This is a genomic window from Chromatium okenii (assembly GCF_002958735.1).
Lineage (GTDB): Bacteria > Pseudomonadota > Gammaproteobacteria > Chromatiales > Chromatiaceae > Chromatium > Chromatium okenii_A.
This window is the reverse complement of sequence record NZ_PPGH01000034.1, coordinates 372,783-387,410: the sequence shown is the minus strand read 5'-3', so window position 1 is coordinate 387,410 and position 14,628 is coordinate 372,783. Positions and strand designations below refer to the sequence as shown.

The following is a 14,628-nucleotide window of genomic DNA, read 5'->3' as shown; positions in this document are numbered from 1 at the left end:
GCCGCTTTGCGAAAGTTCACTTCACCAGCAACCCCGGTTTGGGTTCGGCATCCAGCAGTTCAATCTCAGCATCGTGCAATTCGCAAATGCGCTGCACGATTGCCAAACCCAGCCCCGCGCCAGCTTCAGTTTGACCGGCAGGGCGATAAAAACGATCAAACACGCGCATCTGGTCGCCCGGCGCAATCCGCGTCCAGAATCCTCAACTCGCAGCACCACCCGCTCGCGTCGCGCTTGCACCGCCACCGCCACCGTCCACCTGCGGGCGTGAATTTGAGCGCGTTATCCAGCAGATTGCCGAGCAACACGGTCAGTGCTGCCGGAGCCACGCCGACGCAACACGGATCGCCATCTGGGAAATGCAGGCTGAGAGCAATCGCCTTGCTGTCGGCATATTCCTGTTTATCGGCAACGACTTGGCGTGCTGTGGCGATGAGCGACCAACTGCCCGCTGCGGCAGCGCCGGTCTGGTGTTGCAGCCGCGCCAACATCAACAACTGGGCGATGAGATGCGTCGCCCGATCCACGCCGCGAATGAGTTTTGCCAGTGCATCGTTGCGTTCATCGGCATCGGTGCTGCGCCGGGCGATCTGGGCGTAGGTGCGAATGATCGCAAACGGCGTGCGCAATTCATGCGAAGCGTCGGCAGCAAAATGACGCTCCGCTGCCAACGCCTGTTCGAGCCGCGCCATCAGCCCGTTGAGCGCCGTCGTCAGCGGACGGATTTCGAGCGGGGCTCGGCGCAGATCAATTGGCGTCAGTTGCGCTGCCGAGCGGTGGGTGATGTCGCGGGTCAAGCGCATCAGCGGGCGCAGTCCATCCGACACTGCCAGCCAAATCAGCAGCGCCGTCAGCGGCAGCGACCACAGAATCGGCTGCAATGCTTGAAAAGTAAGATATTCAATCAGTTCCTGCCGAATGCTGTCATTTTGGCGACATACAACACTTCGCCAGCGCGCCGTCGGCAGACCAAACACGCGCCAGCGGGTATCGGCAAGCTGTTGATCCGAAAAGCCCAGCCCGTGCGCCAGCGGTTCGGCTGGCGCTGCGCCAAAGCTGCTGACCAGCACCTCGCCGCGCCACAGTTGAAAACTGATTTTGGATTCGTAGGCATGACCGATGGGCGACAGCGTTTGCGGGTACCCGCAATATCCGGCAAATGACCGGTTTGGGTGATCTGGTGCAAAACGTGTGCAGTTTGCGCGAGTTGCGCATCCAGCAATTCGTCAACTTCATGCTGGGCGCGATCCAACGCCACCAGTCCCACCGCGATCCACACAATCGCCTGCACCACGAACAGCGAAAACAGCAACCGATAGCGAATGGAATTCATGGCGCTGGCTGCGAGAGCAATTGATAGCCGACGCCGCGCACCGTGAGAATGCGCTGCTTGCCGAGCTTGTGGCGCAAATGGTGAATATGCACTCCAGCGCGTTGCTTTCGATGTCATCGTGCCAGCCGTAGGTCATCGCCTGAAGACGCGAGCGCGGAACGACGCAATCGGCATGAGCAATCAGCGCCTCTAACAGGCTGTATTCTTTAGGAGAAAGACTGACTGGCTGCTCGCCGAGCGTCACGTGTGCCGCGCCGTATCCACCACCAGCTCGCCGGCTTGAAATAACGCCGTCGCATGACCGGTGCGTAAACACCTCTTTGAGAAATCCCCCCGCCCCCTTTGTCAAAGGGGGAGCCAAAGCCCCCTTTGCAAAAGGGGGTTGGGTGGATTTGCAAATCGCCGCAGCAGCGCCCGAATCCGCGCATTTAATTCATCTAAATCAAATGGTTTGACGAGATAATCATCTGCGCCAGCGTCCAGCCCCGCAACCTTGTCCGCAATTGCATCGCGGGCGGTGAGAATCAGCACCGGCAGATCAATTCCCTGCTGGCGCAGATCGCGCAGCAATTTGAGACCATCGCGCCCCGGCAGCCCCAAATCCAGCACCATGACATCGAAATGCTCAACCCGCAGCGCGTGTTCAGCGGGATCGGCGCTCTGCAACCATTCGGCGACGTAGCCATCCTGACCCAGCCCAATTTGCAGACCAGCGCCGAGCAAAGGATCATCTTCAACAATCAGGACGCGCATGATAACCAATTGCTCAGATTGAAAAAAACCGCAGCGGATGCAGCGCACCCGTGCGGTTTTGATTAGCGACGAGCTGCGACTAGAGCAGGCTGTAAGTCACCGTCACGCCCGCCATGATGATCGCAACGATGCTCATCAATTTGATGAGAATGTTGAGACTGGGGCCGGAAGTATCTTTGAACGGATCGCCGACAGTGTCGCCAATGACCGCTGCGCGATGCGCCCGCGAGTTTTTGCCGCCGTGATTACCAGCTTCGATGTATTTCTTGGCGTTGTCCCACGCGCCGCCGGAATTCGCTAAGAACACTGCCAGCACGAAGCCGCTCGATAATCCGCCCACCAGCAAGCCAATCACGCCGGCCACGCCGAGCACCAATCCAGTTACCACTGGCGCAATCACCGCGATCAACGCCGGAATCACCATTTCGCGCTGCGCCGAGCGTCGAAATTGCTACGCAGCGTTCATAATCTGGCTGCGACGTGCCTTTGAGAATACCCGGGTCTTCGCGGAATTGGCGGCGCACTTCTTCGACCATCAGCAGCGCAGCGCGTCCGACCGCTTGCACCGTCATTCCGCTAAATGCAAACGCCACCATCGCGCCGATCATCACGCCCACCAACACCGTCGGATTCAGCAGATTGACGCTGTAATAGGTCATAAAATCAGTGAGGGTCGCGGTATCGGTCGGAATAGTTGCGCCGTGACCCAGCTCCAGCGTCGTGATGCCAACTTTAATCAGCTCCATCCGAATCACTTCGACATAGGACGCAATCAGCGCCAGCGCAGTCAGTGCCGCAGAACCAATCGCAAAACCCTTGCCAGTCGCTGCCGTCGTGTTGCCGAGCGCATCCAGCGCGTCAGTGCGTTCGCGCACTTCTGGTCCCAAACCACTCATTTCCGCATTGCCACCTGCGTTGTCAGCAATTGGACCGTAAGCATCGCTCGCCAGCGTGATGCCCAAAGTGGACAACATGCCCACTGCCGCAATGCCCACGCCGTACAACCCTTGATTCATCTGCCCGGCATCGAACCCGGACGCGAACAGATACGCCAGCATCGTGCTGACGCCCACGGTGAGCACCGGAATTGCGGTGGATAACATGCCAACGCCGATCCCAGCGATGATGAGGGTTGCTGCGCCGCCTTCAGATTGTTCGGCGATTTGGCGCGTCGGTGAATAACTCGGTGAAGTGTAGTACTCGGTCGAGCGTCCGATGATGACGCCCGCGACTAATCCAGACACCACTGCGCCCCAAATTCCCCACATGTTGGGCATTCCCAGCAGCCATAAACACAGCAGCGAGGCAACCACAATCAACGCCGCGCTGGAATTAATGCCGCGTCCGAGTGCATCCAGCAGTTGTTTTTGGCTGGCGCCTTCTTCGGTTTTGACCAGATACACGCCCCAAATCGACAGCATAATGCCCAGCCCAGCAATCGCAATTGGGGCAACGATTGCCTTCATTTGTAGCGCCGGATCAATCATATACGCTGCCGCGCCGAGGGCACTCGCCGCCAAAATCGAGCCGACATAGGACTCGAATAAATCTGCGCCCATTCCGGCCACATCGCCGACGTTGTCGCCGACGTTGTCCGCAATTACCGCTGGATTGCGTGGATCATCTTCGGGAATTCCGCTTTCCACTTTACCGACCAAATCCGCGCCAACATCCGCCGCTTTGGTGAAGATGCCGCCGCCAACCCGCGCAAACATGGCTTGCAGCGATGCGCCCATACCGAAGGTCAGAATGGTGGTGGTAATCAATACCATGCGATGCGTTTCGCCTAGATCGCCGGCTGGAATCAGCAGGTTAGCGAGAATGAACCAGAACGCGATGTTGCCCAGTCCCAGCCCCACCACGACCAAACCCATGACTGCGCCGCTGCGAAATGCGATGCGCAGTGCATCCGGCAGCGAGGTTTGCGCAGCTGATGCTGTGCGCGTGGAGGCTTGGGTGGCGGTTTTCATGCCGAAATAGCCCGCCAGCGCCGAGAAAAAGCCGCCGCATAAAAACGTTACGGGTAGCCAAGTGCTTTGGACGTGGAATTGATACGCGAGCACTGCAAAAATCGCTGCCAGCACCATGAACACCAGTGCCATGATTTTGTATTGTTGCCAGAGATACGCCATCGCACCGCGACTGACGTGACCGCCAATTTCCTGCATTAACGCCGTGCCCTGATCATGCTGGAGCATTTCTTTATAAAAGCGCCATGCGTAGACCAACGCCGCAATTGCGGCGATGGGTGCAATCCAAAAAACAAGTTGATTCATTCTGTTAACGACCTATTTGAAATTGAAATGGGACATTGAGCATAACGCCGGTTCATGCCAAACCCGTGACCTGTGCGGAACGCCACCAACTGCGATATTGGTTTTCGAGCGCAGACCGTTCTGGGAAGCGGTAAAACGCAAAATCGGTTTCATCGCCGACATAAAAACCGCCTTGGATCGTCCGATAGATCACGCCCTCATGTACTTGTTTTAGAACCAGTTTGCTGGGTTTTCCCTGATTGTGTTTCAACTCGGCGAGCACATCGCGCAGATGTTCGAGATTACTGTAAGGCAAATCTTGTGCCGAACCGTGTTCAGGATCAGTGGCTAACGCGCCCAGCTGTAATTGCGAAAAAACCAAGCGCGGAACGTGAACTGGATGGTCTGGATTGGTAATAAAATCCGAAAATTCATGTGGTTCCAGACTGCTGGCAACCATCGGATTGATCGGACAAAATTCTTGATAAAGATGCAGAAGTTGACTGGGATCGCGCTGATATTCGCTGCGCTGCAATTCCAACGTTTTGCCGTCGTTGGTGACGAGATATAGGTTGCCGAGTGCGGAGACCGGAATCCGCGATAACACGCGGTAAATCGACAGATACACTGAGTTTTTCAGGGAGCCGTCCGGTTTGGGAACGCAGCGGTCGTCGATTAGATGAAAGGGGAAAGCATCCGAGCGGAAGCTGGGATCAACTTCAAAAAAGATCGCTTCACCCTGAACGTGAACCTTGGTGCCAATGGCGTAATAGCTGCCGAAGTCCTCCGGTTTCAACATCGACGCAATGAGTGCCTGCGGAATTAAAGACAGATAAAGATGCTTGTCGGCCATAACACAAAACCTCGTGTGGTTTCACTTGAAAGCCGTCCAACGAAGCGGACGGTGTTTTATGAGCGGTGTGTCGGACGGCGTGATTATTCTCGCAACTGGTTACGAGTGCATCAGCAACTGGCGTAGAAAGATGGTAATTGGCAATTTTGAAGCAGGATGAAATGCGGATGGTGCAAGCAGTGCACTCCACAGTGGGAGCGCCTGCTGTCGTTATTGCGTTTTAGCGAACTGGTGCTGCTTGCGGTTGTGCAGGAACTGGCATTTGCGGAGGCATTCCATAGGGTGCGCCGTAAGGCATCGCGCCATAGGGTGCTGCGCCATAACCCGGTACACCGTAACCGCCACCGTAAGGAGCGCCATATCCGTAAGGTGCACCATAACCATCATTGCCGTAGCCGCGTCCATCACCATAGCCGTAGCCACGACCATCACCGCGACCGTAACCACGACCACTGCTGCGTCCGCTGCCGCCCATGCTCATATTGAAGTCACCGTTGCCAGTGCCATCGCCAAACATGTCGCCCATGTTGTCCATCATGCCGCTGCCGTTGTTGCCGTAACCGTTGTTACCGTAACCGGGGCCGTTCCACCAAGCGCTCGCGGTGAAGGTGGTGCAGCTCAGACCGATGACCGCAGCAAAACCCGCGATTTTTATCGTTTTCATCATTGTTATGGCACTCTTTGTAAGTGGATATGTCACGCTGATTAAAAGAAATTTTCTTTTCAACAACTGTGAAGCCCGTGGTTTTTCAGTGCCGGTAAACGGCGTACTGAGTATAAGCATTTAGAGAACGCTCACGCAATCAAATCGCACAATATCAATTTATCAGCAGCAAACCGTTGAAATCATATAACACATTGTTATTGATTGCTTTAATGAAATAAACCGCGCCAGCAAAACCAGTATTTTAGAAATTACTGTTTTTTGATATGACCATCTAAAACACGAATAACCCACATTGCTTTGATTAAAAATGCAACAGAATTAAGGGTGTTTGCAGTAACGGCGACAGTCCGACGGCGCGAACGTCTGCGCTATGAGTTGCGAATTTCATCCTACAGTCATCTAAACGCTTCAACGCAAAGTGCTTAAACCGCGTTAAGCGGTTAAGTCTGACCTTCGCTCGGCGTCGGTGGAGCACTGCTAACCCTCACTGCTTCCTGCAAAATGTTTTGACTGGAGCTTAATAGAATAGGAGTTACGTAGTTAGATTTCTAAATGCTTGATTTTTATTGAAACTGGTTTGTGCACTGCGCTTTTGTGCATTTAGAACGCTACTTCTATCAAACTGGAATAAGCATCATGGAAGCTAAAAATAGAATCGTGCGTAATGCCGTGAGACTTTATTTGTCAGTTCCATTGTACGAGTTGTTGCCAACTGCGTAACTTTTACGATGAAGATCATCATTTAACAGTTGCGTAATCGCTGCACCACTACAGAATAACGCTGGGTATCAGCCGCTTGCTTTATAATTTATTTCTGAACACATAAAAAACCGCCGCACTTTAATCATAAAATGTGACGGTTTTTTCATAAGCACGACATCCAGTGCGGTTATTTGACCGTATAGTTTTTGGTCAGTTGATTGTTGGCTTCATTCGACTCCGGTATTTGACACCAGCTATCAACAAAAGCGCGGAGTGTTTTCGCGCCAACGTTCCCGGTTGGCAAATTAACAGTCAGAGTTTTAGTCGCTCCGGCAGCCAACAAACCCACGTCAATCCATTTATCACCAGCCGCTTCGCAGATTTGCACCGTCGGTTTATTTGTCCACACATCTACATAACCTCCATTTACGGGCATGGTGCTTTGATTTTTTACCGTGATTTTGGCGCTAAATGTGCTGTTGGCAACGGGTGATGCAGGCGTGAGTGTGATCGCAGTGATTTTTATATCTGCTATTCCAAAGACTGCTGTCACTGTTTTACTGCTGGTTAGCGTGATATTGCATTGCAACGGTGTGGCGGCAAGCGAAATGCAGCCCGTCCATTTACTAAACATTGCGCCAGTATTCGGTTTAGCAGTCAATGTAATGATTGTGCCGCTACTGAATTGCTTGCTGCAAGTCGTGCCGCAACTAATTCCCGCTGGTGAACTGGTGATAGTGCCATTGCCACTTTTGCTAATTGATAATTTATAGCTGGGCAATAGATTGAAATTAGCAGTGACGGTTTGCGCGTCAGACATTTTGACGGTGCAAGTGCCAGTTGTATTGGAACACGCGCCGCTCCAGCCGCTGAAAGCAGAACCGCTTGCAGGTTTAGCAGTGAGAATAACGTTGCTGCCACTTCCAAAATCCGCTGCACAGGCTGTACCGCAATTGATTTGATTGTCGGCACTGGTAATAGAACCGCTACCCGTACCAGTTTTTTTAACAGTTAAAGAAAAATAAGTAATAGATTGTCCGCCCCGCATGAGCCGAACGTGGCTGTATTCGTTCCGATTGAGGTAGCTAGCGTAGCCATAGCTGAAATGCACGAACCACGCGCTGCCCGCGTTGTTGGGCGAGCCGGACCAATACCACGAATAATCACCATTCGGTGTATTCGGGAAATAGTCGGTATCAATAGCAGTGACATAACGGCTGTAATCCACCAAGGCTTGTAATTCTTTGATATTGGGCAACCGCCAATCGTCATAACCGCCCAAATTAGAATTATTCGCGGCTGTTAACGCTGCGCTCCAATTCATCGTTTTTGCATCACCAATGCAATTCGTGCCGTTTTGACCCTCGCTGCATTTTGCCCACATCAGCCCAGTATTTGACTGCGTTACGGTGCCATCCGCGTTATCAACAAAAGAATCAAAAGACTGTCCGCCGCGGACGAGCCGGACGTGGCTGTCGTTGTTCCGACCGTCGTAGTAGGCGAGGCCATTGCCAAAACTCACGACCCACGCGCTGCCCGAGAGGTCGGCAACCGGAGAACCCGACCAAAATTCACTATTTGGCGTATTTGGGAAATAATTGGTATCAATTGTTGGTCTGGGATAACCAATGCTGTGATCGGCAATTCCCATCAATTCTTTTTGGTCTGGCATCCGCCAATCGTTGAAACCGCATAAGCCAGTTGTATTAACGTTATTGACATAACCAGCGGTTTGATCGAAGGTGAAAGTTGAATCACTGATTTTCACTTGCCAGATTAAGCGAGTGACATTATCGCGGACGCAGGTGTGATCGGTGGCATCAGCGGGCAATTCATTTCCCGCTGCATCCAGTTTGGTGAAATCAAATTTATTGCTGCCGAATTCAGCATCTTGACCGGGAAAATCGGCGACCGGACACGGCAAACCGTTTTCGGTTGCATTTGAGCAGGTAGTAATTCCGGTGTCATTCAAACCGACAGCGGATGCGGGAATTGTCAAAGCGAGCAAGGCAGCAATTCCAGCCCAACGCGCCAAAACATGAAAAAATCTAATACGGTCAAACATTCTCATTCTCATTCTCCAGTAGTGAGTTTTTAATACACTTAAATTAAGCGGGTAAGAGATCTAACTCTGCAACCCGCATGAGTTGCCAATGTGATTAACATATCTATACTAAACTGTTTTTCTTGAGCGCGTATTAAATCCGACAACTGTTCTGGTTCTATACTCAATTGCATTGCTGCTCGCTGATGCGTTTAATTTTAGCTTTCTTATCACTTTTTAATTTGCGATTCCCTATAAACGCAGCAATTTTCATTCGTGCGGGCAATAAGTATTAGGCGTCCTTCCTGTTCCCAGCGTTGCAGAGTTTTAACGGAAATGCCGAGTAATTTTGCAGCTTTGCCAGTGCTGATAGTGTTTTCTATATGGAAAGTAATAAACTAAAGCGCACATTATTTAAGACTAGGGTCTGACTCTGTTAGGATCGCTAGAATCTTGAATCAACCGATTGCTTATAATTTTTATGCGCTACGAGGAATATCATGCCTGAACACAGCGCGTATCAGCATGAACGAGAAATACTTGAAAACGAGCAAAAACAATTGCTTGCCACTTTACTCAGCGCCATTCCCGATTTGGTGTGGCTGCGTTCGCCTGACACGAATGTAGATGCTAGGCTGATCAATCAATTACATATTCCTGAAGACATTCAATTGCATATTCCCGAAGACAATATGCCGCGCCCATGTGGACTGGTGGCGACACTGCTCGACGCCACACCAGATTTGGTATTTTTCAAAGATTTACAGGGCGTTTATCTCGGCTGTAATCCGATGTTTGCGAAATTCGTCGGGCGCAGCCGTGAGGAGATTTTGGGCAAAACCGATTTCGAGCTGTTTAAGAAACCGGTGGCGGAAGCATTTCGTGCTTACGATCAACAAATGTTGAAAGCATTGATGCCACGCCGCAATGAAGAATGGTGCACTTTTCCCAATGGACGACAGGCGCTGTTTGACACTCTGAAAACACCGTATTGGGATGTCAACGGCAAACTCGCTGGAGTGCTGGGTCTCAGTCGTGAGATCACCGATCGCTGGCGCGCTGAAGAGCAATTGCGCGAGAGCGAAACCAATCTTCGTGCGTTCTTTGAGAGCATGGATGATCTGATTTTTGTGGCGACCCCAAGCGGCGAAATTCGCCATATCAACGCTTCAGTCACCCGCAAATTGGGTTATTGCGTTGAAGAATTGCTGGGCACTTCGCTATTAGATTTACATCCCGCCGAGCGACGCGCTGAGGCTAAACGCAATTTGGTTGATCTATTGAGCGGTCGGCGCAAAAGCTGCCCATTGCCGCTGGTGGCAAAAAATGGGCAATTGCTCGCAGTGGAAAGTCGAGCATGGCGTGGGCAATGGAGCGGTGAAAATTGTCTATTTGGTATGAGTAAAGATTTGACTAACGAACAAGCAGCAGAACAGGCGTTAATTCGTGAACAACAGCGTATGGCGGGTATTTTGCTCGGCACTCACGTTGGCACTTGGGAATGGAATGTGCGCACTGGTGAAGTCATTTTGAATTCACGCTGGGCAGAGATTCTCGGTTACAGCCTCAGCGAATTGGAACCCATCACGATTGAGACGTGGACACGTTTTACTCATCCTGATGATTTGCGTATTAGTCAAGCATTGTTAGAACGCCATTTTAAGGGCGAATGCGCAGATTATGAATGTGAAACCCGAATGCGCCATAAAGACGGGCATTGGGTATGGATTCTGGATCGCGGGCGCGTGATTGACCGCACACCAGATGGCGAACCAGTATGGATGCTCGGCACGCATCAAGATATTACCGAGCGCCGTTTAGCAAAAGATGCGCTATTAGAATCGAATCGCCAATTGCAAGCAGCGAATGAACGGGCACAGGCGCTGGCGCTGCAAGCGCAGGCCGCCAATGCTGCGAAAAGCGAATTTCTCGCCAATATGAGCCATGAAATTCGCACACCAATGAATGGTGTTATTGGCATGACTGGTTTGCTGCTCGATACTCAATTGACTGAAGAACAACATCGTTATGCCGAAACCATTCGCGCTAGCGGTGAAGCGTTATTAACGCTCATTAATGACATTCTTGATTTCTCTAAAATTGAAGCCGGCAAACTCAGTTTAGAAATCCTCGATTTTGAATTGACTGCGCTGCTTGACGATCTCGCTGCCAGCCTTGTGCATCGCGCTTATGAAAAAGGTTTGGAATTATTGTGTGCCGCAGCGCCCGCTGTGCCGACACAGTTACGCGGCGATCCGGGACGTTTGCGGCAAATTTTGACCAATTTGGTTGGCAACGCGATCAAGTTCACCGCCAGCGGCGAAGTGGCGATGCAGGTCACGTTGGAAGAAGACAGCATTGATTCAGTACGACTGCGTTTTGCGGTGCGCGATACCGGCATCGGCATTCCAGAACATAAAATCAATTTGCTATTCAACAAGTTCAGTCAAGTAGATGCGTCGATTACGCGGCATTACGGCGGCACGGGTTTGGGGCTGGCGATTTCGCGGCAACTGTCGGAATTGATGGGTGGCACGGTCGGCGTGAGCAGCGAGCTGGGACGTGGTTCAGAATTTTGGTTTACCGCACAACTCGGCAAACAGCTCGCTGCGCCGCCGGAGCCGTCGTTGCCTGAATTGGCTGGAATCCGCGTGTTAATCGTTGATGACAATGCCACCAGTCGAGTGTTGCTCAGTGAACGGCTGCGGGCGTGGGACATGCGTCCACTGGCTGTTGCCGATGGTTTGGTGGCGCTGCGCACCTTGGAGCGTGAGCAAATGAACCATGATCCGTTTCGTATCGCGTTGATTGATTTGGAAATGCCGGGTGTTGATGGCGAAACGCTGGGGCGCAGCATTCGTGCTGATACGCGGATGGCTGATTTGCAGATGGTGATTTTACCGTCGCTGGCGCGACCAAATAATTTGCAGCAATTCGCTGCCAGCGGCTTTGCTGCGCATTTGCCCAAACCAGTGCGCCAGCAGGAATTGTGCGAACTGTTGCTGGCGCTGCTGTCTTCTACCGAAACATCAACATCCGAAACACCATTGCGCTTGCTGGGACGACCACCATCGCGCAGTACTTCGTCAACGCTTACGGAACGGTTTGCGCAGAGTAAAGCGCGAATTTTGCTGGCTGAAGATAATCCAGTGAATCAACAGCTTGCGCTGGGAATTCTGAAGAAATTTGGATTACGCGCCGATGCAGTCGCCAATGGCGAAGAAGTGCTGAATGCGCTGGCGACGCTGCCTTACGATCTCGTATTGATGGATGTACAAATGCCAGTGATGAATGGTTTGGAAGCGGCGCGGCTGATTCGTAATCCAGCGAGTCCATTGAATAATCACGCAATTCCAATTATTGCGATGACGGCAAATGCGATGCAGGGCGACCGTGAGGAATGTCTAGCGGCGGGAATGAATGATTATGTGTCGAAACCGGTGCGTCCGCTGGCGCTCGCCGAAGCGTTGGAAAAATGGCTACATGTTTAGTAATAAGCTATTGATTATTTAGAAATTATCATTAGCGCTGTTGATGCGCAGGCGCACCCGCAAGCGCCGCAACTGCTCTGCATCAAGTGCATCGCTAAATAATGGCAACGCCGCTCGCTGCCAGCGCCCGATCCGAAAATTGAGCACAATCAAGCGCAAACTAAAAAACGTTGCTGGTGACAACTGCGCCACAAGCTGCGCACCAGAACGCAGCGTTAATAGCCAGCTTCCATCCGTTTGCCACAGCGCAGATTGAATCGACGACGGAGTGCGGCGCAATACCTGCGCCATTACCGCATGAACGCCGCTCCCGCCAATCAGCGCCAGCAGCGGCCAGCGATAAACATCTAATGGAATCATTAACATGACCACGAGCGCCAGCCCGTGTGTTGCAATGATCAACAAGGTCAATTGCCATGACCAATGCGGATGAATCAACAGCGGTGGTTGTTTTACCACTGCGCTTGAGCGACCGCGATGATGCGTTCCACCAAATCGCGCAGTTGCGGATCGTCTGGCGTGGCGCGAGCCATTAACCAATCGCTCAATTGTGTGTCCTGCGCCGCCAGCAGCGTTGTAAACGTGTGACGCTGCGCCGCATTCAACTCGGAATAACCGAGATCAAGAAATTGCTCAAGTAAATCATCTAGTTCGAGCATTCCGCGCCGACATTGCCAGCGCAATCGACGAAACTCTTCCGAATGCTTGACGGTGTTTGGCACTTTAGAATTCCACGGCAATCTGCGCGAGCAGTCGGTTGTCAATATCGCCACTGCCGCCATCAGCGGTGTCGTAATCGGTGCTGCGTGCCCATTCAAACTTCAGCGAAGTTTTATCAAAAATTTCAACGGCTAAACCCAGCAACCAGCGTTGTTCTGGTAATTCCAGCGCCAGCGCCTCGCTAGTTCCCTGATAACCAACTGAAGCAATTGATTTTTTACCCATGATGGCGAAGGTGAAACCGGCTTCGAGATTCCACGCCGTAGGGCAAGCGCCTTGAGCTTTGAAACTGAGATGTTCGGCAGCAAAATCATCTGTTGCAGCGAGATATTCGCCAATCAAATTGAACCGTCCCCAAGTGGCGCTGGCGCTGGCAGTCCAACCACCAGTGCGTTCGGCACGGTCGCCGACGAACGCTTGCATGGTGTCGGTTTCGCCAAGATCGTTGAGATAACCAACGCTCGCCGTCCACGCCTGATCGTTTGCGGTGTGCGCATAACCGAGATTAGCGCCCCAATTATCAATCTGGTTTTCGCCGTCAATCGTCGTATCGCCGTTAAACAGATAAACGCTGCCGGAAAAATCGCCTTGCGTTGCGCCGATTTGCAGCGTCGTTTCACGGGTTTCGCCGATTTCGAGCGTGAGCGGATCGGAAATCATGTTAGTTTCAAACACGCCAAACGGCACATAAAGCTGCCCAGCGGTTAGAAACAGTGGCGTCACGTCGGTATTGGCGATAGTGATGTAGCCTGTATCCACTTCCAGATCGGTCTGATCTTGCTCGTATAACAGCGAAGCACCGGCTTCGACCCACGCATTGACTTTGGATTTGATGCCCAGCTCGACGGTCGCAAGCGAGATGTCACTCTCACTGTTGCCGGTTTCCGGCGAAAACGAACCGGCTTCAACTTCAATCAAACCGAATACTTCAATATGACGATACCAATCGCTGTGATCGCTTTCCGCCATGTGGGTTTTTTGCTGCTCGGCGATCACCGCTGCCTGCTGTTGCAGCGTTGCTTCCTGTGCACGGTTCTGCGTTTCTAATTGGTTCAACCGAGTGGTCACGCTATCAGCAACGGCTGGATTTTGGCTGGTCAATGCAATCGTGACGGCAGCAGAAAGACTCAGGATTCTCATTAAAATATCTCAGATTGAAATTGCTGTTCAAAAAGCAGTTTTGAATTAAACACGGTTGCCAAATTACGGCGCAACAATTCTCGTTGTTAATGCTGCGAGCAATCCTCTCAATAAATCAAGTGGTGCTGGCGGACAACCGGGAATTTTCACATCAACCGGAATGACGTTTTCTATTGCGCCTCGGCTGGCATAAGACACGCCGAATTCACCGCCAGTACACGCGCATTCACCAGCAGCAATCACGAATTTTGGCGATGGTGTCGCCCGCCAAGTACGACGCAATGCAGTTTCCATGTGGCGTGATACCGGTCCAGTCACCAGCAGCGCATCGGCATGACGCGGCGAGGCAACAAAATGAACGCCAAATCGCTCAACATCATAATAAGAATTATTCAGCGCGTGAATTTCTAATTCACAGCCATTACATGATCCGGCGTCTACTTGACGAATAGCAAGACTGCGTCCAAAACGCACATCAATAACACGCCGCAATTCAATACCCAGCCGCGTCAATTCGGCGTCATCGTGATTTGGTGGTGATTCGGTAATGACGCCAATGCGCAATGATTGTTCAAGAATTCGCAACATCAGTATTCAAACTCCATGACATAAAAGTAGTTGTTTTTCTGCTCTTAATGAGTTCAATAATATCACTCAATCACCAAGTAAA

13 protein-coding genes and 2 pseudogenes are annotated in these 14,628 nt (G+C 51.8%); 1 reads left to right on the top strand and 14 read right to left on the bottom strand.

Going from position 1 to position 14,628, the window contains the following annotated elements:
* Positions 1-16 precede the first annotated feature (16 nt).
* The 10 genes and pseudogenes from CXB77_RS21560 to CXB77_RS24565 form a co-directional block, all read right to left on the bottom strand.
* On the bottom strand, positions 17-169 hold the full coding sequence (locus tag CXB77_RS21560; protein ID WP_242445548.1) for an ATP-binding protein: 153 nt from the start codon (positions 167-169) through the stop codon (positions 17-19).
* Positions 156-1,070, bottom strand: coding sequence for a histidine kinase dimerization/phospho-acceptor domain-containing protein (locus CXB77_RS07880; RefSeq protein WP_242445547.1), 915 nt, complete (start codon positions 1,068-1,070; stop codon positions 156-158). The genes CXB77_RS21560 and CXB77_RS07880 overlap by 14 nt, the downstream gene beginning before the upstream one ends.
* Positions 1,071-1,232: 162 nt before the next feature.
* A complete protein-coding gene (locus CXB77_RS07875; RefSeq protein WP_431520714.1) occupies positions 1,233-1,577 on the bottom strand; it encodes a helix-turn-helix domain-containing protein in 345 nt (114 codons plus the stop codon).
* 101 nt (positions 1,578-1,678) lie between these two features.
* Positions 1,679-2,086 carry a response regulator gene (locus CXB77_RS07870; RefSeq protein WP_277949376.1) on the bottom strand — a complete coding sequence of 136 codons (408 nt, stop codon included), beginning with the start codon at positions 2,084-2,086 and terminating at the stop codon, positions 1,679-1,681.
* Positions 2,087-2,165: 79 nt separating this feature from the next.
* Positions 2,166-4,362: pseudogene (locus tag CXB77_RS07865) on the bottom strand (sodium-translocating pyrophosphatase).
* 52 nt (positions 4,363-4,414) lie between these two features.
* Entirely contained in the window at positions 4,415-5,194 is a 780-nt protein-coding gene (locus CXB77_RS07860) for a hypothetical protein (protein WP_105073441.1), read from the bottom strand.
* A 220-nt stretch (positions 5,195-5,414) separates the two neighbouring features.
* A complete protein-coding gene (locus CXB77_RS07855) occupies positions 5,415-5,861 on the bottom strand; it encodes a sulfur globule family protein (protein ID WP_105073506.1) in 447 nt (148 codons plus the stop codon).
* A gap of 889 nt (positions 5,862-6,750) precedes the next feature.
* Positions 6,751-8,628 carry a DUF1566 domain-containing protein gene (locus CXB77_RS07850; protein WP_172452591.1) on the bottom strand — a complete coding sequence of 626 codons (1,878 nt, stop codon included), beginning with the start codon at positions 8,626-8,628 and terminating at the stop codon, positions 6,751-6,753.
* Positions 8,629-8,666: 38 nt separating this feature from the next.
* Positions 8,667-8,804: pseudogene (locus tag CXB77_RS24570) on the bottom strand (hypothetical protein); the annotation flags it as partial.
* Positions 8,805-8,837: 33 nt separating this feature from the next.
* Positions 8,838-8,978, bottom strand: coding sequence for a MerR family DNA-binding transcriptional regulator (locus CXB77_RS24565; RefSeq protein WP_431520713.1), 141 nt, complete (start codon positions 8,976-8,978; stop codon positions 8,838-8,840).
* 129 nt (positions 8,979-9,107) lie between these two features.
* Here CXB77_RS24565 and CXB77_RS07840 point away from each other — a divergent pair, with 129 nt between their 5' ends.
* On the top strand, positions 9,108-12,098 hold the full coding sequence (locus tag CXB77_RS07840; RefSeq protein WP_105073439.1) for a PAS domain S-box protein: 2,991 nt from the start codon (positions 9,108-9,110) through the stop codon (positions 12,096-12,098).
* A gap of 18 nt (positions 12,099-12,116) precedes the next feature.
* Here CXB77_RS07840 and CXB77_RS07835 read toward each other — a convergent pair whose 3' ends face one another.
* From CXB77_RS07835 to CXB77_RS07820, 4 genes are all read right to left on the bottom strand, one after another.
* Positions 12,117-12,557, bottom strand: a complete 441-nt coding sequence (locus CXB77_RS07835; RefSeq protein WP_242445546.1) for a protein YgfX — start codon at positions 12,555-12,557, stop codon at positions 12,117-12,119.
* Positions 12,551-12,820 (bottom strand): succinate dehydrogenase assembly factor 2, encoded by a 270-nt coding sequence (locus CXB77_RS07830; RefSeq protein WP_242445545.1) that lies wholly within the window; start codon positions 12,818-12,820, stop codon positions 12,551-12,553. Before CXB77_RS07830 ends, CXB77_RS07835 begins: the two co-directional genes overlap by 7 nt.
* A 1-nt stretch (position 12,821) precedes the next feature.
* Positions 12,822-13,958: an LbtU family siderophore porin gene (locus CXB77_RS07825; protein WP_105073437.1), complete on the bottom strand. Its 1,137-nt coding sequence runs from the start codon at positions 13,956-13,958 to the stop codon at positions 12,822-12,824.
* Between the two features lie 63 nt (positions 13,959-14,021).
* Positions 14,022-14,546: an NADH-quinone oxidoreductase subunit B family protein gene (locus CXB77_RS07820; protein WP_105073436.1), complete on the bottom strand. Its 525-nt coding sequence runs from the start codon at positions 14,544-14,546 to the stop codon at positions 14,022-14,024.
* Positions 14,547-14,628: the final 82 nt, after the last annotated feature.

Bases quoted from the DNA above. Each gene is read 5' to 3' on its own strand.
- CXB77_RS07850 (WP_172452591.1), bottom strand. From the start codon at position 8,628: ATGTTTGACCGTATTAGATTTTTTCATGTTTTGGCGCGTTGGGCTGGA.
- CXB77_RS07860 (WP_105073441.1), bottom strand. From the start codon at position 5,194: ATGGCCGACAAGCATCTTTATCTGTCTTTAATTCCGCAGGCACTCATT.
- CXB77_RS07825 (WP_105073437.1), bottom strand. From the start codon at position 13,958: ATGAGAATCCTGAGTCTTTCTGCTGCCGTCACGATTGCATTGACCAGC.
- CXB77_RS07840 (WP_105073439.1), top strand. From the start codon at position 9,108: ATGCCTGAACACAGCGCGTATCAGCATGAACGAGAAATACTTGAAAAC.
- CXB77_RS07855 (WP_105073506.1), bottom strand. From the start codon at position 5,861: ATGATGAAAACGATAAAAATCGCGGGTTTTGCTGCGGTCATCGGTCTG.
- CXB77_RS07820 (WP_105073436.1), bottom strand. From the start codon at position 14,546: ATGTTGCGAATTCTTGAACAATCATTGCGCATTGGCGTCATTACCGAA.
- CXB77_RS21560 (WP_242445548.1), bottom strand. From the start codon at position 169: ATGCGCGTGTTTGATCGTTTTTATCGCCCTGCCGGTCAAACTGAAGCT.
- CXB77_RS07870 (WP_277949376.1), bottom strand. From the start codon at position 2,086: ATGCGCGTCCTGATTGTTGAAGATGATCCTTTGCTCGGCGCTGGTCTG.